We start from the raw sequence: 25,477 nt of genomic DNA, 5'->3' as shown, positions 1-25,477 counted from the left end.
TAACACATTTCGTATCGAATCTTTACTTCTCTTCTTCCCTCTTCTTGCTGCTCAGCGCTGTAAATGCTGCCAGCAGGAATCCGGACAGCAGTGCTGCTAATCCTGCGTGTGCACCTGCACGATCACCGGTCTTCGGAAGACCTGCAAGTGGTACATTGCCGTCATCAATCAGTATTAAGTTATCAGACGAACTGCTTTCCGGTAAGTTTGCCAACGGTACCTCACCCGGTTCAATCGTTACTGTTCCCGGATCAGTTCCAGGTCCCCCCGGCACGTATGGCTTATCAGGATTCGGAGTATTGCCGCCTCCGCCTCCACCGCCTCCGCTGCTGCCTGAGGTTACTCTAAGGGTGCCTGCTAAATAAGTGATATTATAGTTGGAGGTAACTTCTGCATTATCTGCCATGATCACTGCATCACTGGCTATATTCTCGCTGCTGCCAACTGAGGTCTGTGAACCTGTCACTTTAACTGCCGTCAGTGTCTGGCCGTCTGCAAGCGTTCCATCTGTGATCGACGCGGTCGGTGCGGTTAATTCTGTTCCGTTGTATTTTCTTTCCGCACTGGCTGCTGTAATGGATAATGCACGTTTCTGAATGACTACAATACCTGTTACAACGGCTGTGTCGTGATAATTCGGATTGACAGCCTTCACATAGACGGTGTGGTTGCCCGCTTCTGTAAAGACAGGCACTGTCTCACTAAAGTTCTGATTATCCACGGAGTAAAGAATCGTTGAGCCTTCCTTCAGTGCGGTTACTTCTCTCAGTCCATGTGTCTTTCCATCATACGTTACGGTTTCTCCGGTTACATTAACGGTATTCGTATTTAATGCAATGATATCCAGCTTACCGTTCTTCACCTCTACCTTATAGTTGGAATTATCACTGTAGCCTGCAGTCAGTGTAATGTCAGCGCCAACCGCCTCTTTGTTCTTATCCGCGTCAAGTCTGTGGTAAACTACAGTCCCTAAATCTCCGTCGGATATCAATCCCTGTATCTGACCCGTAAATAATGGGTCAATGTCACTATAAGATTTGGATTTGTTATCTACAACAATGGTTGCCGGCCTTGCTGTTATGCGAATCGTTACATCTTCAGCCGTTAAGTCCTCATAACCGGTTTTCGCCGCCTTCACAGATACCGTTACGGTTCCATCTGCTACATTGGTAACGCCTGGTGCTTCGGTACTCCATTCACCGTTTCCAGCCTTATAATAAATCGTGTAACCAGGTGCATGCTCAAGCTTAGCGGCTGCCTCGTGGGCGGCTCCGTCATAGACCCAGCTTCCTCCGGCTGCTGTCAGCACTGCGTCTTCAAGGAACGCGGTCTTAATAGCAAAGTCTCCCTTCACTACGGTTACAATGTAGTTGCTGTTTGACTCATAATCCGCTGTCAGTACCTTCGGATAGGTTCCTACTGCCTCTTCTGTGTTGGTTCTTCTGTAGGTAATGGTTCCAAGATCTCCGGACGCCACAAGGTTTGCTGCCGTTCCGGTAAACTCCGGATCCTGCTCGTCAAAGTACTTCTCCGCATGATCCACTGTGATGGCTGCTTCCCTTGGTGTAATCTTAAGGGTTACATCCTCTGTCGTTAAATCTGCATAGCCGCTTCTCACAGCCTTCACGGATACGGTTACGGTTCCTTCCAGTACATTGGTTACGCTCGGGGCCTCTGTGGTCCACTCGCCATTGCCTGCTTTGTAGTATACTGTGTAGCCGTCTGCGTTCGTTACATTTCCGGAGGCCGCGTGGGCTGCTCCGTCATAGATCCAGCTTCCGCCGGCTGCTTCCAGCTTTGCATCTTTTATGGATGCGGTCTTGATTTCGAAGTCTCCGTTTACTACATTTACAATATAGTTGCTGTTTGCCGTGTAGTCCGCGGTCAGTACTTCCGGATAGGTTCCTACTGCTTCGTCTGCGTTTGTTCTTCTGTAGGTTACGGTTCCGAGATCCCCTGCTTTTACCAGGTTCTCTTCTGTTCCCGTAAATGCCGGGTCAGATTCATCGAAGAACTTCTCCGCGTCATGTACCCGGATCGCTGCGGTTCTGGCTGTGATCTGGATTGTTGTCTCATTGGATACCAGGGTCTCATAACCTTCACGGGTACCTCTTGCAATCACAGTTACGGTTCCATCTGCCACATTGGTGACTCCCGGTACAGTCTCAGACCAGGTATTTCCTCCGTCCGTACTGTATTCGATCTTATACTTCTTCAGTGCTGCCAGAACGGAATCGATGACATCCAGTTTTACTCTGTGCTCATCTCCGTCATATACCCAGCTTCCTCCGACAATCTTAAGCTCTGCCTCCGGGTCCTTCGCTTCTTTAATCTTAAAGTCGCCGCGGTTTACGGTTACTTCGTAGTTTGTGTTGTCTGTGTAAACTGCATCCAGCACCTTCTCATACGTTCCCACACCTGCTGCGTCATTGGTTCTCACATAGGTTATCGTTCCGAGATCGCCGTCTGCTACCAGTTTTGTTACGGTTCCGGTAAATGCCGGATCTGCCTCGTTAAAGAACTTCTCCGCATTGTTTACCGTGATCGCTGCCGGCTTCTTTGTAATCTGAATGGTTACATCTTCAGCCGTTAAATCTGTATATCCCGTCTTCGTTGCCTTGACGGATACGGTTACGATTCCTTCTGCCACGTTGGTGACGCTCGGTGCTGTCGTGGTCCATTCGCCGTCTCCAGCCTTGTAATATACGGTATAGCCGTCTGCGTTCTTAAGAGATGCGGTCGCCGCATGTGCCGCTCCATCGTATACCCAGCTTCCGCCGTCTGCCGTCACTTTGGCATCCTTCATGGTCGCTGTCTTGATTTCAAACGTTCCCTTGTGCTCGGTTACATTGTAGTTCGGATTTTCAATATAGGCTGCTGCCAGTACTTCCGGATAAATGCCGACTGCCTCGTCAGAGTTTGTTCTGATGTACGTCAGCCCTGTTAAATCGCCTTCCTTTACAAGTCCTGTCACGGTTCCTGTAAACTTCGGATCTGCTTCATCAAAGAACTTCTCTGCATCGTCTACGACAATGGCTGCGTCTTTCGGAATGATCTCCAGAGTAACCGCGTCAGTCGTCAGTTCCTCATAACCCGTTCTTGTTGCCTTTACGGATACTGTCACGGTTCCGTCCAGTACATTGGTTACACTCGGGGCCTCTGTGGTCCACCCGCCGTCTCCAACTTTGTAGTATACAGTGTAGCCGTCTGCGTTCTCAACTCTTCCGGCTGCCGCATGGGCCTCGCCATCGTAGATCCAGCTTCCGCCTGCTGCAGTCAATTCTGCGCCGCTGATCGAGGCGGTCTTAATAGTAAAGTCGCCATTTACCACAGTCACGTGATAGTTGCTGTTTGCAACATAGTCTGCAGTCAGTACATCGGGATACGTTCTTACTTCTTCTGCCGTGTTGGTTCTGCGGTAGGTAACAGTTCCCAAATCCTCTTCTTTAACCAGATTATTTTTGGTTCCTGTAAATACCGGATCTTTTTCATCAAAGAACTTCTCCGCGTCATCGACGACAATTGTAGCGTCTCTTGGCGTAATTTCAAGTGTAACGTCTTCCGTATTTAAATCTTCGTAGCCGGTCTTTACTGCCATGACAGATACGGTTACTTTTCCATCCGAGACATTTGTAACACTCGGTACTTCCGTACTCCAGGCGCCGCCTTCTGTCTTATAGTAAATGGTGTATCCATCTGCATTTTCGACAATGGCTTCTGCCCTGTGGGCATTTCCATCATATACCCAGCTTCCGCCGGCCGCTGTCAAGGCTGCTCCCGTGATAGCTGCTGTCTTAATCTGGAAATCACCCTTCTGAACAATCACATTGTAGTTGCTGTTATCTGTAAATTCCGCAGTCAGGACTTCTTTATAGATTCCCACCGCTTCCTCTGCATTTGTTCTCTTATAGCTTACTGTTCCAAGATCGCTCTCATTTACAAGATCTGTTACAGTTCCTGTAAATGCCGGATCCTCTTCATCAAAGAACTTCTCTGCATTGTCTACCGTGATCGTCGCTGTCTTTGGTGTGATCTGCAGGGTTACATCGTCAGTCGTCAGGTCTTCATAACCTGTTTTCGTTGCTTTTACAGATACGGTTACGAGTCCTTCCGATACGTTGGTTACATCCGGAGCCACTGTGCTCCATTCGCCGTTTCCAGCCTTATAATAAATTGTATAGCCAGGAGCATTCTTCAGTTTGGCTGTCGCTGCATGGGCTGCTCCATCGTAGGTCCAGCTTCCACCGGCTGCTGCCAGTTCCGCGTCCTCAATGAAAGCGGTCTTAATAGCAAAGTCTCCCTTCACTACGGTTACGATGTAGTTGCTGTTTGACTCATAATCCGCTGTCAGTACCTTCGGATAGGTTCCTACTGCCTCTTCTGTGTTGGTTCTTCTGTAGGTAATGGTTCCAAGATCTCCGGACGCCACAAGGTTTGCTGCCGTTCCGGTAAACTCCGGATCCTGCTCATCAAAGTACTTCTCCGCATGATCCACTGTGATGGCTGCTTCCCTTGGTGTAATCTTAAGGGTTACATCCTCTGTCGTTAAATCTACATAGCCGCTTCTCACAGCCTTCACGGATACGGTTACGGTTCCTTCCAGTACATTGGTTACGCTCGGGGCCTCTGTGGTCCACTCGCCATTGCCTGCTTTGTAGTATACTGTGTAGCCGTCTGCGTTCGTTACATTTCCGGAGGCCGCGTGGGCTGCTCCGTCATAGATCCAGCTTCCGCCGGCTGCTTCCAGCTTTGCATCTTTTATGGATGCGGTCTTGATTTCGAAGTCTCCGTTTACTACATTTACAATATAGTTGCTGTTTGCCGTGTAGTCCGCGGTCAGTACTTCCGGATAGGTTCCTACTGCTTCGTCTGCGTTTGTTCTTCTGTAGGTTACGGTTCCGAGATCCCCTGCTTTTACCAGGTTCTCTTCTGTTCCCGTAAATGCCGGGTCAGATTCATCGAAGAACTTCTCCGCGTCATGTACCCGGATCGCTGCGGTTCTGGCTGTGATCTGGATTGTTGTCTCATTGGATACCAGGGTCTCATAACCTTCACGGGTACCTCTTGCAATCACAGTTACGGTTCCATCTGCCACATTGGTGACTCCCGGTACAGTCTCAGACCAGGTATTTCCTCCGTCCGTACTGTATTCGATCTTATACTTCTTCAGTGCTGCCAGAACGGAATCGATGACATCCAGTTTTACTCTGTGCTCATCTCCGTCATATACCCAGCTTCCTCCGACAATCTTAAGCTCTGCCTCCGGGTCCTTCGCTTCTTTAATCTTAAAGTCGCCGCGGTTTACGGTTACTTCGTAGTTTGTGTTGTCTGTGTAAACTGCATCCAGCACCTTCTCATACGTTCCCACACCTGCTGCGTCATTGGTTCTCACATAGGTTATCGTTCCGAGATCGCCGTCTGCTACCAGTTTTGTTACGGTTCCGGTAAATGCCGGATCTGCCTCGTTAAAGAACTTCTCCGCATTGTTTACCGTGATCGTTACCGGCTTCTTTGTAATCTGAATGGTTACATCTTCAGCCGTTAAATCTGTATATCCCGTCTTCGTTGCCTTGACGGATACGGTTACGATTCCTTCTGCCACGTTGGTGACGCTCGGTGCTGTCGTGGTCCATTCGCCGTCTCCAGCCTTGTAATATACAGTATAGCCGTCTGCGTTCTTAAGAGATGCGGTCGCCGCATGTGCCGCTCCATCGTATACCCAGCTTCCGCCGTCTGCCGTCACTTTGGCATCCTTCATGGTCGCTGTCTTGATTTCAAACGTTCCCTTGTGCTCGGTTACATTGTAGTTCGGATTTTCAATATAGGCTGCTGCCAGTACTTCCGGATAAATGCCGACTGCCTCGTCAGAGTTTGTTCTGATGTACGTCAGCCCTGTTAAATCGCCTTCCTTTACAAGTCCTGTCACGGTTCCTGTAAACTTCGGATCTGCTTCATCATAAAACTTCTCTGCATCGTCTACAACAATAGCTGCGTCTTTCGGAATGATCTCCAGTGTAACCGCGTCAGTCGTCAGTTCTTCATAACCCGTTCTTGTTGCCTTTACGGATACTGTCACGATTCCGTCCAGTACATTGGTTACACTCGGGACCTCTGTGGTCCACCCGCCGTCTCCAACTTTGTAGTATACAGTGTAGCCGTCTGCGTTCTCAACTCTTCCGGCTGCCGCATGGGCCTCGCCATCGTAGATCCAGTTTCCGCCTGCCGCAGTCAATTTCGCACCTGCGATAGATGCAACTTTAATCGTAAAGTCTGCATTTACTACAGTTACATTGTAGTTGTCGTTGGCGGTATAATCTGCCGTTAATACATCTGTATAAATGCCTACTTCCTCGGCATCGTTAGTCCTGCGGTAAGTAACCGTTCCCAGATCTCCCGCCTTTACCAGATTAGTCTCTGTTCCTGTAAATGACGGATCTTTTTCGTCGTAGAATTTTTCTGCATCATTTACAGTGATAGTCGCCTCTCTTGGTGTAATGACAAGTTTGACATCTTCTGTCACAATATCCACGTAGCCAGTTCTCGTTGCCTTCACAGATACCGTCAATTCGCCTTCTGATACATTGGTGACACCTGGTTTTTCCGTCGTCCATTCACCATCTCCTACACGATAATAGATGGTGTAGTTATCCGCTTTTGTAAGTTCTGCGTTGGCGTAATGCGTTTTTCCATCATACGGCCAGCTTCCGCCAGTCGCACTTAGAGAAGCACCTTCCAAAGTCGCTGTCTTGATTTCAAAATCGCCCTTTTTAATGGTAACTTCATAGTTACCATTTGAAGTATAGTTTGCTGTCAATACTTGCGTGTACTTACCAACAGCTTCTTCCGTATTCTCTCTGGTGTACGTTACCGTACCAAGGTCTTCCTGGTTTACTAACGCTGACACGGTTCCTTCGAATTTTGGATCCGGCTCATCAAAGAACTTCTCTGCATTCTTTACCTGGATAATGACTTCCTTCGGCAGTATTTTGAGCGTTACATCTTCTGCCTCCAGGGCTTCGTATCCATAGCGTTCTGCTTTAACCGATACGGTTACAAGCCCATCTGCTACGTTTGTCACACTTGGTGCTTCTGTAGTCCAGTCGCCGTTTCCGGTCTTATAATAGATTGTATAGCCGGGTGCATTTTCCAATGCAGCTGTGGCGGCATGTGCATTTCCATCATAAGTCCACTCTCCGCCAACTGCTGTCAGCACTGCGCCTTCCAGAGATGCGCTCTTAATTTTGAAATCGCCCTTTTCTATCTCTACTGTATAGTTCTTGTTTGAAGTATAGTTTGCAGTTAATACGTTCTGATATACGCCTACTTCTTCATCATCATTGGTTCTGCTGTAGGTTACGTTTCCAAGATCTCCCGCTTTTACAAGTCCTTTTTCAACACCTGTAAATGCCGGATCATCATCACCATAGAACTTCTCCGCATTGTTTACAACAATCGTTACCGGTGCCGGAGTAATTGAAATAGTAGCTTCATTCGATTCCAGCGTTTCATATCCTTCACGAGTACCTCTTGCAATGACTGTAAGCGTTCCGTCGGATACATTAGTCACTCCTGGTACATTTTTAGACCAGGTCTGGCCTCCGTCCGTACTGTATTCAATCGTATATCTCTTCAGCGCAGCCAGTGCAGAATCTATGACATTCAGCTTTACTTTATGCTCTTTTCCGTCATACGGCCAACTGCCTCCGGCGATCTTTAAGTCAGCCTGAGGATCCTTTGCCGGCTTGATTCTGAAATCACCTTTTTTTACATCAACCGTATAATTTTTGTTTTCTGTATACTCTGCAATCAGGACTTCGATATACGTTCCCACATTTTCGGTATCATTCGATCGTTTATAAGTAACCGTTCCAAGATCTGTACTATTAACAAGTCCCTGTACGGTTCCCTCAAAGGTTGGATCGCTTTCCCCAAAGGTCTTTTCTGCATTTTTTACTGTAATTGTTGCTGGCTTCGGTGTTATTTGCAGCGTGACATTCTCAGTCCCCAGGTCTACATAGCCATGTTTCGTTGCTTTTACAGATACCGTTACAATACCTTCTGATACCTCTGTTACACTCGGCGGATTTACTGTCCAGTCACCGTCATTTACTTTGTAATATACGGTATAGCCATCCGCCTTATTAAGAGTTGCTGCTGCATAATGTGCATTTCCATCGTATTCCCAGCTGCCGCCCTTAGCCGATAAAGACGCTCCCGGCATCGTAGCTACCTTGATTTCAAAGTCGCCTCTGTGCTCTGTTACAGTATAGTTTTTATTTGCTTTATACTTTGCAGCGAGTACTTCCTTGTAAACATCGACTTCCTCAGCCTCATTTGTTCTCACAAATGATACGGTGCCAAGGTCTGTTTCGTTTACAAGGCCTTCTACTTTACCGGTGAACTTCGGGTCCGGGGAACCATAAGCCTTTGAACTGTTATCTACCGTAATTGTCACTTCTTTTGGTTTAATTGTCAAAGTTCCCGGTTCTTTTGTAATCGTGTATTCATGTGTTACATCGACACCCGATTCATTTACAACTTTTACACTACCTGTAATGGTGATTGGATAGCCATCTTCCTGAACATCACGTCCGGAACCACTGGCTTTTATGTTTGTAATTCTGTGACCCGCTTTTAAACCAGTCGATTCGTATCCTGTTTCCGATGCATACTGTATTTCACCATTATAAACTTTTTCTGTGTCGGCTGCTTTGATGGTCAGCGCCTGTTTTTTCTGCCACTGTGCGTATACAGTCATGTTATCTGTAACGATCGTGTTGGAAGTGAACGCGCTGCCAGAACCATCCATCGCTGTATTCCATCCAAGGAAATTATGATCCTCTCTTACTGCGGTTGCTATCTGGCCGCCTAAAGCGGTATCCTTTGGCACGGTCACGCTGCTAACGCTTGGCGTGCCTCCGTTGCCATGAAAGGTTACTGTTACATCTTTGATTTCCTGATAGCCATAGTACAGATTGACTGCCTTCTTGGCAGGGCTCAGCTCTACATTTGCAGGATTTGCACTTCCATCCTTCGATGCACTTGCCGCTACATACTGATATTTGATACCATTGTACTCAATGGTCGATGGTGCATTCACGGTATAGCTGCCAAACTCCTGAGGTGCATCCCCGTAAAGTTTGGTTCCCAGCTGCTGGCGGCGCGCGAAATCAATCGCTTCGCCGGTTCCGTTGATTGTAATGCCGTCTTCATTAACCAGGTAATAGTTTAATGTGATGGTACCCACATCTCCAACTGCCAGGTTGGGACTCGGTATATCCTGAGTCTGGGACTGTTCATTCGGATCCGTGTAATCTACTTTTGCTTCTTTGTTGGTATCCGGTGCAGTGCCGCCTTGTACGGTATCCTTTACTTTAATATAGATAGTAAGGGTTTCCTTATTGGCAGAAATATTACCGAAATCCCATGTAATTGTCTTATTATCGGAACTCTTGCTTACGGTGCCTGTGCTTGCTTCATACCACATGCCATCGTTGTAATCCGTTGCAATCTCAAACGCTTCTGTGTTGATGACATCTGTAATTGTCGCTTCTGTTCCGGCGATTTTGATGGAGCTGGCGATGGCGTCGTAGATGCCTACCAGATCGCTTGTATTAACTATATTTTTAGCATATGTTGATGCAGGATCGGAAGCTAATGGGACAATAAAATCAGTAAAATTATCAGAGCCAATATTTAACCCAATAGAATAAATAGTTACACCGTTATTTTTAAGTTCTGATGCTACTTCCTGACCGTCATAATAATCATAATAAGTGTTCAGCCAATCAAAAACCCACTCACCATTAGGTTCTCCATCACTCATGAATACAATATATGCTGGTCTGGAGCTATCCCTACGATTATTAATTACGCTCTGGGCTGTTTGTAATGCTTTATCATAGTCTGTTCCGCCTTTATCTTTCATTTGGGAATCTAAAACGTATGATTTAAAATATTCTGTTGCTGAATAATTTTTTTTGTTTGCTACAATTTTGTCATCAACCTTTAAAAAAGTCTCTGATCCATTATTTGTTCCAGGATAAGCCTTTGCCGAGCTATCAAAATCAACAATAGCAATTCTATCGTCAGATACAACACCATCTTTATTCTGATATAAATTATCTATGAACCCTTTAGCAGCATTTTTAGCTGTTGACCATTTTTCTCCCTCCATACTGCCGGAACTGTCAATAACTAAAACAACATCACTGCCTCGTCTAATTGGGTTTCCATATATCGTAAAATCAATCTTGCCAATACCATTCGCTTCATCTACCCACTCTGCTGTTTTCGTTGGAAATACCTTACCAGGTGTAGTATTATCATCTGCTTTTGCCGATCGAAAATAGCTTCTGGGGATTGCGCCTGTAATTGTCACCTCATCTTCTGTTTTTTCTTCAGCTATTGCATTATAATATAAATCTACTCTGTTCTCAGTCTGACTGCTTATAACAATATTATCCTGACTGCTCCCCGCATAGGTAAGAAATTCTTTATTCCATGCATAGTCTGCAGGATTAATCTCCTCTCCTTCTTTAAGACCTCTAACCACTTCATCCTCAGAAATATCTTCATCATTATAAAATGCATTATGATGAATCGTAAGAGTTAACCCTTCTGCTGCTTCAACAGATATCCCCATTTTATCAAGGGTCGTTACATATGCTTTCGCATAACTTTCTTCATTGAGTAATACATGGCCATAGGTCTTGCCTTCGATTTTCTCTGAAGGTTTACTCTCTTCATGATCGGCATGATCACCTTTATCCGCATTACTTCCTGTGCTTACTGAAACCGGATTATCGGCAGGCGTATTTGCTTCTGTATCCTCTTTCGGACTATCTGCTTTCGGAACCTCTTCATCTACAATTGATACGTCTGACTCTTCTGAAGTCGGCTCAATTGCAGTTGTCAATACGTAGGTGTTGTTTCTTATTATAGACGCGGTTTCATTTCCTGTATCTGCCGCCTCTGGTTCCTGTGCCGGTGCTTCTGGTTCCGGTTCCTGTGCGGGAGCTTCTGTATCTGGTTCCTGCACTTCCGGTGCCTGTGTTGCCGCATCAGTTTCCGGTGCCTGTGTTTCTGGCTCCTGCACTGGGGCCTCTGTTTCCGGTTCCTGTACCGGGGCCTGTGTTGGCTTTTCGGTTTCTGCCTGCGTAGGAGCCTCTGTCTTTGGCTCTTCTGCCGGTGCTGTTGTTTCCGGTTCCTGCGTAGGTACCTCCGACTCCGGTTCCTGCATCGATTCTTCCGGTACCTGTGCCTGTGCCTCAGTCTCCGGCTCCTTCGTCTCTTCTACGCTTCCGTTTTCCCCACTGGGTACAGTGGATTCTTCCGGGGTTTGTGCCGGCTTATCGCCTTCTACTGCATTTCCATTCTCATCGAGTACCGGCTTTTCGGTTTCTGCCAAAGAAGAATTTCCTTTAACCGTAACCTTATCCGTTACATAATCATCAACTCTGGAACGAAATGCAATTTTGGATTCAGAATCATTGATATAAAGGAAAATAATTTCCTCCTCACCAGTTATCTGATATCCTTCTGTTTCACCTTTTACTCGGATAAACATCCGGAGATTCGCTCCGTCTGCGTTTTCCTCTTCGTCCAGGTCATAAGAAGGGGCGATTTCATATACTGTGCCATTTGTAAATAACTTCTGATACTCTTTCGCTGTACTTCCTGTCTCCTCGATTCCGAGATCCTCGTAAGTAAAGGTACTGCCATTATCAATAGCAGCCTGAGCGGATTCCACTATATCTTCTCCGCTCATGACAAAGGTAGCTTTTTCTGTTTCCAGTGCATTTGATACATCTGCCAGTGACACCGTGTTCACGGAGGTCATGGTCAGAACAAATGCCAGGAACGCGGCAAGCCCTCGTCTGAACTTTTTTCTAAGTCCTTTCATACTTTCTCTCCTTCCTTACCCTTCCATCCGGGCTTTTTCTCTATTATTAGTTGTTGTAAATCTATCTTCAAACTCACGCTCTTCCTTACCGCTTTCCAATGCAGAGGCTATCAGCATGATCATTTCCAAAAAGCTTCTGAAAGCCTGTTTTTCACCGGTTTCACGCCAGTAAATTACTCCCTGCCAGGTTGAGTGTTCCCTGAACAGGATCTTGATCAGGAAGGTCGCTTCCTTCCCGCCTAAACGATAGGAATCCCAGGTTTCCTCTGAAATAATTTTTCCTTCCAGAGATTTTCCGGAATCATTTTCTCCAACGCCTGCTTCAAACAGACGCACCATTGCATCAGCCAGACCAATGGTTCCTTTAAATCGCTCCAGATGATTGATAAAAGCGTTTTGTACTCTTCCTGTCACCAATCCTTTTTCGCAGGAATTAATCGCAATCTGGCAGATCTTTGTGACCCTCGTTCCTCTCTCCTCCGATTGACCGGTAAAGATTCGATCAATCATCTGAAGCATCTGCAAAAGACTTTCAAAGCTTTCTGTCTGTTCACCTTCCAGCCAGGTAATATCTCCCTGCCAACTGGCGTTATAGCGAAATTTCACATAAATCTGAAACGTCGCCATTCTGCCATTCTGATAGCGATTGCATTCCCGTATTACCGGTTCCGGATACTCTATTCCTGTAAATCGCCGCAGTTCCATAGCCTGTTTGGGACATGACATGCTGTCAAAAATACGATTCATTTGAATTATCATTTCAAGAAAATTATCATATCGGATTCCCGGAGTTTTTCCCGCATGATAGATAACTCCCTTCATACATCGATCTTCGTATTTATCTACGGAAACGGTAAAATAACGATATGAATTATGAATCATGCTCATTTTTGCTATCGACAATTTATTCACCTTCCTATAATTTATTTTATTATACAGTTATTTTAATTTTTTTAATTTCTATATCTTACAAAAACATTAATTATAAAAGCATTATACAGCGTCATGGTCACAAAACGGTTACATTTCAAGATTTTTCCATAATTTATTTTTGTTCTTTTTACTTCTTTTATGCCAGGTTGGCTGAATTAAAACTCATAAAATAAATTATATGTACTATTAGTTATTTTCTTACTTTTTGTTTGTTTTCATATCTTATTTCTATATTTTAGTCTATACAATACTGATCTTATATTTAATCTGTACTTTCATTTTTCACATTCATACTTTCCAATGCTTCATTATAATCGCATCAAATCTTACAGAATATCTAAAAATTAGTTTTAAATCAAAGGAGCAGGAATCAGGGTTTATCAAGAAAAAATTTTTTAAATAAAAGAAAATGCAGTGAAATACTTAAAATAAAAATTGTTGAATTATGGTTCTATATTATTTGGACATAAAATAGCGACGGCCTGACAGATGATTAGTTCTGTCAGGCCGTCGCCATTTTTCATATCATTTTCACTTTGCTAATTCTTTACTTCTCTTCTTCCCTCTTCCTCAATGCTGTAAATGCTGCCATTAGGAATCCAGAAATCAATGCTGCTAATCCTGCATGTGCTCCTGCACGATCACCGGTCTTTGGAAGACCTGCAAGCGGTACATTACCATCATCGATCAGAATTAAATTATCTACTGGTCCACCTTCTGGCAGATTAGCCAGAGGCACATCTCCTGGCTCAACAGTTACCATCCCGCCAGCAGGACCTTCTGGAACGAATGGCTTATTAGGATTCGGAGTGTTTCCGTCCCCTCCGCTGCTTCCACTGTCATTGCTGCCAGTATACTTCCACTGCGCTACATAAACCGCACTTTCTGTTACCGTTCCTGCAACAGACGGTTTCCAACCGTCGAATACATATCTTCCGATTATATTCATTTCGCCCGTAAATTCCGGTGTCTTATCACCATAAGAAATTCCACCGATCACTTGTTCTGTAAAGAATGTATGATCTCCCGGCTGATACGTTACTGTAAATTGTTGTTTAAAGTAAAGTTTTAATACCAGACTATTATCTCCCTTGACAATTCCGTTCTCCACATTTGATGCTGTCGTATCATATACATATCCGTTTTTCGCTTTATCGTTATCTGTAACAGATACAGATGCATCGGTTTTACCAGTTCTTATTTCGAAATTATCTGTAGATGCAGGATATTTGCCCTGAGATTCGTAGTAGTATTCTACTCTGTATGTTGTATCATCTTTTGCATAAAAATGTGCTGTGAAAACTGAATCGGATGTAAAACCAGCTTTCTTAATATCCGCTTCCGATGCAAATGTACTTACTGGTTTTCCAGCAACATCTCCCACTGCACTGGAGGTCCAATTCTGGAAACTGTATCCGCTATCTGCCGTTGCTGTCACCAGTGCCTCCGGATAAGCTGGATTCGTGGCACTGAAACTTCCATCTGCTGCTTTTTCCCTTGTAACAACTTCTTTCAAGCGTCCCTCTACCTTACCATTTATATCTGCAATATACATAAAGGATACCTGGTACTTATCGGGAATCTGGTCTGGCTTATCAGGATCCGGGCCAGTACCTTTTTCGTCAAGGGCGTAGTAGATATTGACAATGTTTAATTCTGGTTCTATAGTCACTTTATTATCCGCGCCGTTAATATACTCTAAAACATAGTTATTGTTGTTATAGGTTTTAACGTTTGGTGCATCATATGGAATTTTCTCATTAAACTTTCCATCGTATGCAATTACCTGTTCTAATTTGTTCTCGACATAATCATAGAAATAATGGACTTCATAAGGTAAATCCTGTCTTTCTACAAATCTGGCAACATATTCCTTATTTTCGTTTACTGTTGCTGGGAATGCATCTACCTTTGATGTTCCCTCAAACCAACCATCAAATACATATCCAGAATCTGCCACTATTATTGGGCTTGACGGGAACGCACTTCCATCCAGAAGATCCGTCTTCACTACTGCTGCCTTCTGACCGTCTATCGTTCCGTTTCCATCTGTGTTATACGTTACCACGAACCACTTGCTCTCATCTCTTACGAATCGCGCTGTGTATTCCTTATTCTCGGTCACCTTTTCCGGGAACATAGCTACTTTTGTACTTCCTTCATACCAGCCATCAAACTGATAACCATAATCAGCTTCTACTGACGGGCTTGACGGGAACGCACTTCCATCCAGAATATCCGTCTTCACTACTGCTGCCTTCTGGCCGTCTATCGTTCCGTTTCCATCTGTGTTATACGTTACCGCGAACCACTTGCTCTCATCTTTTACAAATCGGGCTGTGTATTCCTTATTCTCGGTCACCTTCTCCGGGAACGTATTTACTTTTGTACTTCCTTCATACCAGCCGTCAAACTGATAACCATAATCAGCTTCTACTGATGGGCTTGTCGGGAAGGCACTTCCATCCAGAAGATCCGTCTTCACTACTGCTGCCTTCTGGCCGTCTATCGTTCCGTTTCCATCTGTGTTATACGTTACCGCGAACCACTTGCTCTCATCTTTTACGAATCGCGCTGTGTATTCCTTATTCTCGGTCACCTTTTCCGGGAACGTATCTACTTTTGTACTTCCTTCATACCAGCCATCAAACTGATAACCATAATCAGCTTCTACTGACGGGCTTGCCGGGAAGGCACTTCCATCCAGAAGATCCGTCTTCACTACTGCTGCCTTCTGACCGTCTATCGTTCCGTTTCCATCTGTGTTATACGTTACCGCGAACCACTTGCTCTCATCTTTTACGAATCGCGCTGTGTATTCCTTATTCTCGGTCACCTTTTCCGGGAACGTATTTACTTTTGTATTGCCTTCATACCAGCCGTTAAACTGATAACCGTGATCCGCGGCCACTATCGGCTGTGCCGGGAATGTGCTTCCCCTGAGAATATCAGTCTTCTCTACCGGTTCCTTCTGGCCATCTATTGTTCCGTTTCCATCTGTGTTATATCTTACCGTAAACCACTGGCTTGGATCTTTAACACATTTTAATACATATGTCTTACTTTCTGTTACTGTCTCAGGGAACTTCACTACTTTGGTGTCCCCATCATACCAGCCATCAGTCAGATAACCCGGATCTGCAGTTGCTGTCGGTCTTCCAGGGAATACGCTTCCAGCCAGAATCTCAGTATGTTCAATATCCGTTTTTCCTCCGTTTATTTTACCGTGTTCTTCTGTCCGGAATGTTATCGTGAACCACTTGCTCTCATCTTTTACAAATCGGGCTGTGTATTCCTTATTCTCGGTCACCTTCTCCGGGAACGTATTTACTTTTGTACTTCCTTCATACCAGCCATCAAACTGATAACCATAATCAGCTTCTACTGATGGGCTTGCCGGGAAGGCACTTCCATCCAGAAGATCCGTCTTCACTACTGCTGCCTTCTGGCCGTCTATCGTTCCGTTTCCATCTGTGTTATACGTTACTGCGAACCACTTGCTCTCATCTTTTACAAATCGCGCTGTATATTCCTTACTCTCAGTCACCGTAGTCGGGAACGTATCTACTTTCTTACTTCCTTCATACCAGCCGTTAAACTGATAACCATAATCAGCTTCTACTGACGGGCTTGCCGGGAACGCACTTCCATCCAGAAGATCCGTCTTCACTACTGCTGCCTTCTGGCCGTCTATCGTTCCGTTTCCATCTGTGTTATACGTTACCGCGAACCACTTGCTCTCATCTTTTACGAATCGCGCTGTGTATTCCTTATTCTCGGTCACCTTTTCCGGGAACGTATCTACTTTTGTACTTCCTTCATACCAGCCATCAAACTGATAACCATAATCAGCTTCTACTGACGGGCTTGCCGGGAACGCACTTCCATCCAGAAGATTCGTCTTCACTACTGCTGCTTTCTGGCCGTCTATCGATCCGTTTCCATCTGTGTTATACGTTACTGCGAACCACTTGCTCTCATCTCTTACAAATCGTGCTGTATATTCCTTACTCTCGGTCACCGTGGTCGGGAACGTATCCACTTTCGTCCTTCCTTCATACCAGCCATCAAACTGATAACCATAATCAGCTTCTACTGATGGGCTTGCCGGGAAGGCACTTCCGTCCAGTAGATCGTTCTTCACTACTGCTGCCTTCTGGCCATCTATCGTTCCGTTTCCATCTGTGTTATACGTTACCGTGAACCACTTGCTCTCATCTTTTACGAATCGCGCTGTGTATTCCTTATTCTCGGTCACCTTTTCCGGGAACATAGTTACTTTTGTACTTCCTTCATACCAGCCGTCAAACTGATAGCCATGATCCGCGGCCACTATCGGCTGTGCCGGGAATATACTTCCCCTGAGAATATCAGTCTTCTCTACTGGTTCCTTCTGGCCATCTATTGTTCCGTTTCCATCTGTGTTATATCTTACCGTAAACCACTGGCTTGGATCTTTAACACATTTTAATACATATGTCTTACTCTCTGTTACTGTCTCAGGGAACTTCACTACTTTGGTGTCCCCATCATACCAGCCATCAGTCAGATAACCCGGATCTGCAGTTGCTGTCGGTCTTCCAGGGAATACGCTTCCAGCCAGAATCTCAGTATGTTCAATATCCGTTTTTCCTCCGTTTATTTTACCGTGTTCTTCTGTTCGGAATGTTATCGTGAACCACTTGCTCTCATCTTTTACGAATCGCGCTGTGTATTCCTTATTCTCGGTCACCTTCTCCGGGAACGTATTTACTTTTGTACTTCCTTCATACCAGCCGTCAAACTGATAACCATAATCAGCTTCTACTGATGGGCTTGCCGGGAATGCACTTCCATCCAGAATATCCGTCTTCACTACTGCTGCCTTCTGGCCATCTATCGTTCCGTTTCCATCTGTGTTATACGTTACTGCGAACCACTTGCTCTCATCTTTTACAAATCGCGCTGTATATTCCTTACTCTCAGTCACCGTGGTCGGGAACGTATCCACTTTCTTACTTCCTTCATACCAGCCGTTAAACTGATAGCCATAATCAGCTTCTACTGATGGGCTTGCCGGGAAGGCACTTCCGTCCAGTAGATCGGTCTTCACTACTGCTGCCTTCTGGCCATCTATCGTTCCGTTTCCATCTGTGTTATACGTTACCGTGAACCACTTGCTCTCATCTTTTACGAATCGCGCTGTGTATTCCTTATTCTCGGTCACCTTTTCCGGGAACATAGTTACTTTTGTACTTCCTTCATACCAGCCGTCAAACTGATAGCCATGATCCGCGGCCACTATCGGCTGTGCCGGGAATATGCTTCCCCTGAGAATATCAGTTTTCTCAACCGGTTCCTTCTGGCCATCTATTGTTCCGTTTCCATCTGTGTTATATCTTACCGTAAACCACTGGCTTGGATCTTTAACACATTTTAATACATATGTCTTACTTTCTGTTACTGTCTCAGGGAATTTCACTACTTTGGTGTCCCCATCATACCAGCCAGCAGTCAGATAACCCGGATCTGCAGTTGCTGTCGGTCTTCCAGGGAATACGCTTCCAGCCAGAATCTCAGTATGTTCAATATCTGTTTTTCCTCCGTTTATTTTACCGTGTTCTTCTGTCCGGAATGTTATCGTGAACCACTTGCTCTCATCTTTTACAAATCGTGCTGTATATTCCTTACTCTTGGTCACCGTGGTCGGGAACGTATCCACTTTCGTACTTCCTTCATACCAGCCGTCAAACTGATAACCATAATCAGCTTCTACTGACGGGCTTGCCGGGAATGCACTTCCATCCAGAAGATCCGTCTTCACTACTGCTGCCTTCTGGCCGTCTATCGTTCCGTTTCCATCTGTGTTATACGTTACCGTGAACCACTTGCTCGCATCTTTTACGAATCGCGCTGTGTATTCCTTATTCTCGGTCACCTTTTCCGGGAACGTATTTACTTTTGTATTGCCTTCATACCAGCCGTCAAACTGATAGCCGTAATCCGCGGCCACTATCGGCTGTGCCGGGAATATGCTTCCCCTGAGAATATCAGTCTTCTCAACCGGTTCCTTCTGGCCATCTATTGTTCCGTTTCCATCTGTGTTATATCTTACCGTAAACCACTGGCTTGGATCTTTAACACATTTTAATACATATGTCTTACTTTCTGTTACTGTCTCAGGGAACTTCACTACTTTGGTGTCCCCATCATACCAGCCAGCAGTCAGATAACCCGGATCTGCGGTCGCTGTTGGTCTTCCAGGGAATATGCTTCCATCCAGAATCTCAGAATGTACAATATCCGTTTTTCCTCCGTTTATTTTACCGTGTTCTTCTGTCTGGAATGTTATCGTAAACCACTTGCTCTTATCTTTTACAAATCGGGCTGTGTATTCCTTACTCTCGGTTACTGTGGGTGGAAACGCATCTACTTTCGTACTTCCTTCATACCAGCCATCCAACTGGTAACCATAATCAGCTTCTACTGCCGGTCTTGACGGGAATGCACTTCCTTCCAGAAGGTCTGTCTTCACTACTGCTGTCTTCTGGCCGTCTATCGTTCCGTTTCCATCTGCGTTATATGTTACCGCGAACCACTTGCTCTCATCTTTTACGAATCGCGCTGTATATTCCTTGTTCTCGGTCACCGTGGTTGGGAACGTATCCACTTTCTTACTTCCTTCATACCAGCCGTCAAACTGATAGCCGTAATCCGCAGCCACTATCGGCTGTGCCGGGAATTCGCTTCCCTTGAGAATATCTGTCTTCTCTACCGGTTTCTTCTGGCCATCTATCGTTCCATTTCCATCAGTATTATAAACCACTGAAAACCATTTACTTAAATCTTTCGTAAACTTAGCATAATAAGTTTTACTAACCCATCCTCCCACAGGTTTTTCCGGTGTATATGTTAGATCTTCGGTAAGTAACTGACTTCCCGCTGAATCCATATACCAGCCTGCAAATAAATATCCATTATCTGCTGCCGCCGTAGCTCCTTGGGCTATACCTATTTCGGGATTTAGCCACTCTTCACTTCTAGTGACACTGCCTCCAAGATTATTGATAACCCGATAATACACTGGCACTTTATCCCGCTCTGCCCACTGTGCATACAATCTGGTATTTTCATTTAGTAAAAAACGATCCCCTTCCTCATAACGCATCCCCAGCCCATTAGGATCTGTATTCCAACATACGAAACGGTATCCCGGTCTCTCTAAAGTTCTTTTTCCTTCAACAGTTACCATTGTTCCCGGCATAAACTGTTTTCCGTCAGGAACCAGGCCAGAGTAATCAGTACAGTTAGGGTCGTAATCAAGATTTACCTTAGAACGTTCTCTCACAACTCCATCAACATGCCACCTTGAATCATTCCCCTGGTACTTTATTACATACCAATCAACATATTCCGTTTGTGTGTTCCAATATTTATTATTTGTATTATAGCTATTCGCAAGATTGTAAAAAGCATCTTTTAAATTTTCTTTTACCGCACCAATATTAGCTACTGTATGTGCGTAATTAAAATAATTCAATAAATTACCTACAGCCAATCCATTAACTAAATAATAATATTTATTACCATCTTGAATTGATGGCTCCGCCGGTGCAACCCCATCTTTTCTTATAGCAATAGTAAGACTTTGATTAGAAACCGTGCCAGCGTTTTGTGCCCATACAGCATATAAAGTTTCACTCTTTGAAACTTCAAATTTACCACCGGCTGAAAAAACCTGAACTTTTTCACTCACGCTTCCAACTACCGTTACAGTATTGGAATCCTTCGATTTGGCCCAACCCAAGAATATATTATTCTTTTTCGAAAGTCCCTCTCCCGCAGGCAGATCAATGACATCACCAACCTTTGCCGAGATTCTTTCAGGTGTATTTCCTGATCCACCATTTACGTCAAATGTGATTGTTGTGGATTCAGGTTCATACCAAAAATAAATATCCTGTGTTTTTTCAATGTCTACTTTTTGAGAATTCCCACTGGTTTGGTATTGCAGCTTTCTATTACTGATAGTTCCTGCGCGATTAATGGAATAAATTGATTCTTTATCAATATAATCCTGTTTATCAGCTTTCTGTCCCTCATAATACTTTTTACCAACGGTTGCCTTTTTAAATTCATATCCCGCCGGTATTCCATTTTTTATAGATTGACTTATGGAAGTAACTGTTTTGGAGGAGTTACCAAGAGAATATGTGTCTTCAATTTTACCGATTACCATACCATTAGTATCAACAGTAATTATCCTTACTCCAGAAGAGGAACTATTAAACATAATTGTATAAATAGAAAAGTGCTCTGCTTCGAATACTAATTCATTAACATTTGCGGCTCCAGGAACTTCAATTATATCTGAAACTGCTTCAAGACTTTGTACTTCATCGGAAGTAATTTTGCTTATATCATCTGCTGCTACATCCACTTCTCCGGTGTCTACATGCTTAATTTCAACAGTCTCCGCCTCTGCGCTCTTCTCTTCAATTGCCTTACCTGAGAACGTAACATCTATATAGCCATTCTCACTCCAACTGTTATCAAGAACTTCCAGCTCCCCTTCATCATTTTCTACAAACAACTTAATATCATAAGCAAGAACTGTATTTTCAGATATATCTTCCCCTGTCTCTTCTGCTGTTTTTTCTTTGACAGCCTCTTGAACTTTTTCTGTAACCTCCGTTACTTTTGCCACTGTCCCGGCTGGTAAGATGCCTTCTTCCGCATGCAGAGAAACCACTACATTGCCTAATGTCTTGCTGTAACTAAACTCAGGGTGCTCACCAACCTCCGACATTGAGATAATAATTTCCTGTTCCTCTGTCACGGAAGATACAATGTAACGCTTTGCAGATAAAGAAGCATTGGAGTCTGTAGCTTCGGAATCATCAACCGCTTCCAATTCATCTCCATTTGCAGTGACATGGTCAATCATATAACCAATCTGAGGTTTTACTGTAAAACTCAAATCGTTTCCTTCCGCAACGCTCTTTGCACCCTTTATGGTTGCTGTACCTACAGGGGTCACGGTATAAGTTACTGCATAACCTTCTGATGACACATCAACATGAAGCTTATTAAGCGTTGTAACATATGCTTTTGCATAATAGGATTCATCCAATACGATCTGACCATACGTCTTGCCGCTCGTACTTCCTGTTACTGCCGTTACTTCTTCCTGCTCTACAGCCTCTGCTGAAGTTTCTACCGTTACTGTCGATTCTTTTTCATCAGAAAGATTCTCACTGTTGTCCTCTGTTTTTTCCACCGGATTATCAATAGAATCATCCACCTGGATTATTTCTTCGGACGAAACCGATGTCTGTTCTTCTTCATCACTTACCGCATCATTACAGCTTTCTGTTTCCACAGGTGCCGCAATCGTTGTTTCTTCGTTTACTTCGGCATCAACGGCTTCCACATAATCTGTTTCCTCATTCTGGAAATCTTCTACTTTTTCCTGATTATCTGCTGGAACTTCGGCAGCTTTGTTATTTTTATCTTCATCTATAGCTTTATCATTGCTGTCGTTTTCCTCTATATCAGAAATAGCTGTTTTCAGAACATAGGAAGAATGATGTGATACGGACAGCTGTCCAGCATCGTCAGATAACACTTCCACATCGCTGCTGTTATCAGAACTGGGGGCTGCGGTATTCTTATCAGCTGTTGTATCAATATTACTATCATCTTCTGAAGCCGATTCAGAAGCTGCATGATCTCCTGGTTCCTGGTTGTCTTCTGATGCATCTTCAGCTGGGGTCTGAACCTCATTTGATTTATCAGTCTCTGTTTCCGTATTTAAAATTTCTTCAACATCTGTATTCGAATCTGGTGATTGAACAATATGATCCCCGTTGCTTTCAGCATTCGCATCAGAACCCTCGTTTGTTTCACCTGTTTCTGTATCAGCTGCTGATGTCTCAATGGCTTCTTCTGATTCAGGTTCCTCGTTTGCCTCAGGAGTTTCAATTGTTTCTTCTGATTCAGATTCCTTACCTGGTTCTGGAACCTCATTCTCTCCATCTAAATCGTTTTCCCCATTTGCATCAGGAGTTTCAATTGCTCCATTTGATTTTGTTTCTTCCTCTCCAGTCGGCAGTTGAGGTTCTACCCCCGGTACGGCTGCTCCATTATCATCTAATAATGAAGAATTGCCCTTTACCGTTACCTTCTTAGTTGTATACCCATCAATTTTAGAACGGAATGTGATCCTTGATGAGGAATCATTGATATACAGGAAAATAATATCCTCATCTCCTGTAATCTGATATCCCTCATATGCATCATCAACACGAATAAACATTCGAAGCTCAGCTCCAGCTGCATATTCCTCTTCATCCATGTCATATGACGGAGTAAACTCAAAAACAGATCCCGATTCAAACAATCTTTGATAATCTTTAGCCAGACTCCTGTCTGATGTGTCGGCGCCAAGATCTTCGAAATAGAACTCATTACCATTCTCTATGGCAGCCTGAGCAGAATCCCTGATATCCTCTCCATTCAGAACAAATGTGGCATTCTCTTTTTCAAATGCACTCGCCACATCTGCCCACGACACCATATTAAATGATGTCATTGTCAGCACGAATGCCAGAAAACCTGCCAGCCCTCGCCTGAACTTTCTTCTTAGTCCTTTCATACTTTCTCTCCTTCCTTACCCTTCCTTTATGGTCTTATGTCTATTGTCAGTATAGTATCTATCTTCACACTCTTTTTCCCCGCTTCCGATTTCCAAAGCGGAGGCCATCAGAATTATCATTTCCAAAAAGCTTCTGAAAGCCTGTTTTTCGCCGGTTTCCCGCCAGCATATCACGCCCTGCCAGGTTGAGTGTTCCCTGTACAGGATCTTTATTACAAAGGTGGCTTTTCTACCGCCTTTCCGGTAGGCATCCCAAGTCTCTTCTGAAATGATCTTGCATTCTCCCGGTGCTATCCCGGAAGAACTCCTGCCGATTCCAACCTCAAATAAATGGACCATAGCATCAGCCAGGCCAATGGTTCCTTTGAAATCCTCCAGATGATTGATAAATGCGTTCTGAACACTTCCTTCCAACAGTCCGCTGTCATAGGAGTTTACAGCTACCTGACATGTTCTTGCGCCTTTTCCCGAATCTTTTATTCTATATCTTCCGGTAAGAATTTCGTCTATCAGCTGGATCATCTGTAATATGCTTTCAAATTGCTCCGTCCGTTCTTCCTCCAGCCAGGTAATATCTCCCTGCCAGCTGGCGTCATATCGGAATTTTACGTATATCTGAAATGTTGCTAATTTTCCATTACATACCTTCTTGCATTCTTTCACTTTCGGTGCCGGATACTCAGTACCGGAAAACCCCCGAAATTCCATGGTCTGTTTCGGACATGACATCCGGTTGAATATTTGGTCCATCTGGAGTACTAATTCAAGAAAGTTACTATAACGGATACCGGGTGTTTCTCCCGCGTGACTGATAATTCCCTCCATACACTGTCTCTCGTACCGTTCTACTGTTACGGTAAAATAGCGATATGAGTTATCAAGCATGCTCATTTTTGCTATCGACAATTTTCTCACCTTCTTATAATCTGCTTTAAGTAATCCACATTAATCTAAATTTCCTATTCCTTCAAAAAAATTTACAATTCATTTTATTTTCCTTATAAAAAAATTAATTATAGATGCATTATACATCTTCATGGTAACATAATGGTTACATTTCAACTTTTTTCCATTTCTTTCTTTGTAATTTTTTACTTTTTTTTATTTAAAATGCTGGATTTTGTTTTTTAAATTGGTAGATAAAGCAGATTATAAGAACTATTTTATCAGTTCTTTTAATATGTTTTTTGTTTATAGACAGTTATATTATCATTTATATACTTTATATTACATTTTTTATTACATTCTTCAATAAATCAAATACTACAATTTCCTATTTTATCAATAGTCAAAATTCACGCTCCATTCCAATAAAAAAAGAAAACCTGCTCTCTTTAGAATAACAGCAAGTAAAATCAAGCCACCGCTTGATGCAATTCAGTGAATATCTGCGGCAAAAAAACTAGCCTTTTATATTAAAAAAGGTTTGGGAGTATATCGGACCAGTTCAAAAGGTATAAGACACTTCGTTGTATCGAACGTATGGAGCAAGCATAAAATCTAAATTATGGAGGGGAAAAACAAAAATGGCTACATAATTCGTAACCGTTGCATGGAAAGAAAGGCCGGCCTTTTGGCACAGAGTGCATATTTGCGCTTTGCTTAGAAAAGTAATGAATGAGCTATGTGAATTCAAAAGAAATTTAAAGGCAGCATTTTATTCATTTAATATAGAAGATATGGAAGAAATCACAGAATTTCACGCACTGAAAGAATTTCTCATCAACAATGAATATGCTTTGCCAAATGGACAAATTATAAAATTTTGGAATAATAATAAAATTTATTTTGGAAATCAGCTTCCAAAAAGGACTGCGACAAATATTACCGATTTATTGCCGACGAATAATATTTTATGTTATCTGAGTACAGTGATTTCGGTTCCAATGCAGCCAATGCGGGCGTTAGTGGCTGCCGCGGGATAAAAGCCATGAGAGAATCTGTGAAACTCTTCCGGTATAGAAAAAACCGGTAAAACCCAAAACTACGGGTTATACCGGCTT

The 25,477-nt window shown here is 43.8% G+C and carries 5 protein-coding genes; 1 reads left to right on the top strand and 4 read right to left on the bottom strand.

Going from position 1 to position 25,477, the window contains the following annotated elements:
- Positions 1-22 precede the first annotated feature (22 nt).
- The 4 genes from H8S75_RS25595 to H8S75_RS25580 all read right to left on the bottom strand — a co-directional run bounded on the left by H8S75_RS25595 (position 23) and on the right by H8S75_RS25580 (position 24,389).
- Positions 23-11,905, bottom strand: a complete 11,883-nt coding sequence (locus tag H8S75_RS25595) for a doubled motif LPXTG anchor domain-containing protein (protein ID WP_187023942.1) — start codon at positions 11,903-11,905, stop codon at positions 23-25.
- Positions 11,906-11,920: 15 nt separating this feature from the next.
- A complete protein-coding gene (locus H8S75_RS25590) occupies positions 11,921-12,817 on the bottom strand; it encodes a hypothetical protein (protein WP_349768989.1) in 897 nt (298 codons plus the stop codon).
- 568 nt (positions 12,818-13,385) lie between these two features.
- The gene (locus H8S75_RS25585) at positions 13,386-23,474 is read right to left on the bottom strand and encodes a doubled motif LPXTG anchor domain-containing protein (protein WP_187023940.1); all 10,089 of its coding nucleotides are present in this window, start codon (positions 23,472-23,474) and stop codon (positions 13,386-13,388) included.
- A gap of 15 nt (positions 23,475-23,489) precedes the next feature.
- Positions 23,490-24,389 (bottom strand): hypothetical protein, encoded by a 900-nt coding sequence (locus H8S75_RS25580; protein WP_349768988.1) that lies wholly within the window; start codon positions 24,387-24,389, stop codon positions 23,490-23,492.
- Positions 24,390-25,087: 698 nt separating this feature from the next.
- Between H8S75_RS25580 and H8S75_RS25575 the strand changes: the two genes are divergently transcribed.
- Positions 25,088-25,399, top strand: a complete 312-nt coding sequence (locus tag H8S75_RS25575; protein WP_187023939.1) for a hypothetical protein — start codon at positions 25,088-25,090, stop codon at positions 25,397-25,399.
- The last annotated feature ends 78 nt before the right edge of the window (positions 25,400-25,477 follow it).

The sequence above is a fragment of the Hungatella hominis genome (genome assembly GCF_014288005.1).
Taxonomy (GTDB): Bacteria; Bacillota; Clostridia; order Lachnospirales; family Lachnospiraceae; genus Hungatella; species Hungatella effluvii.
This window is presented reverse-complemented; position numbering and strand designations above follow the sequence as displayed.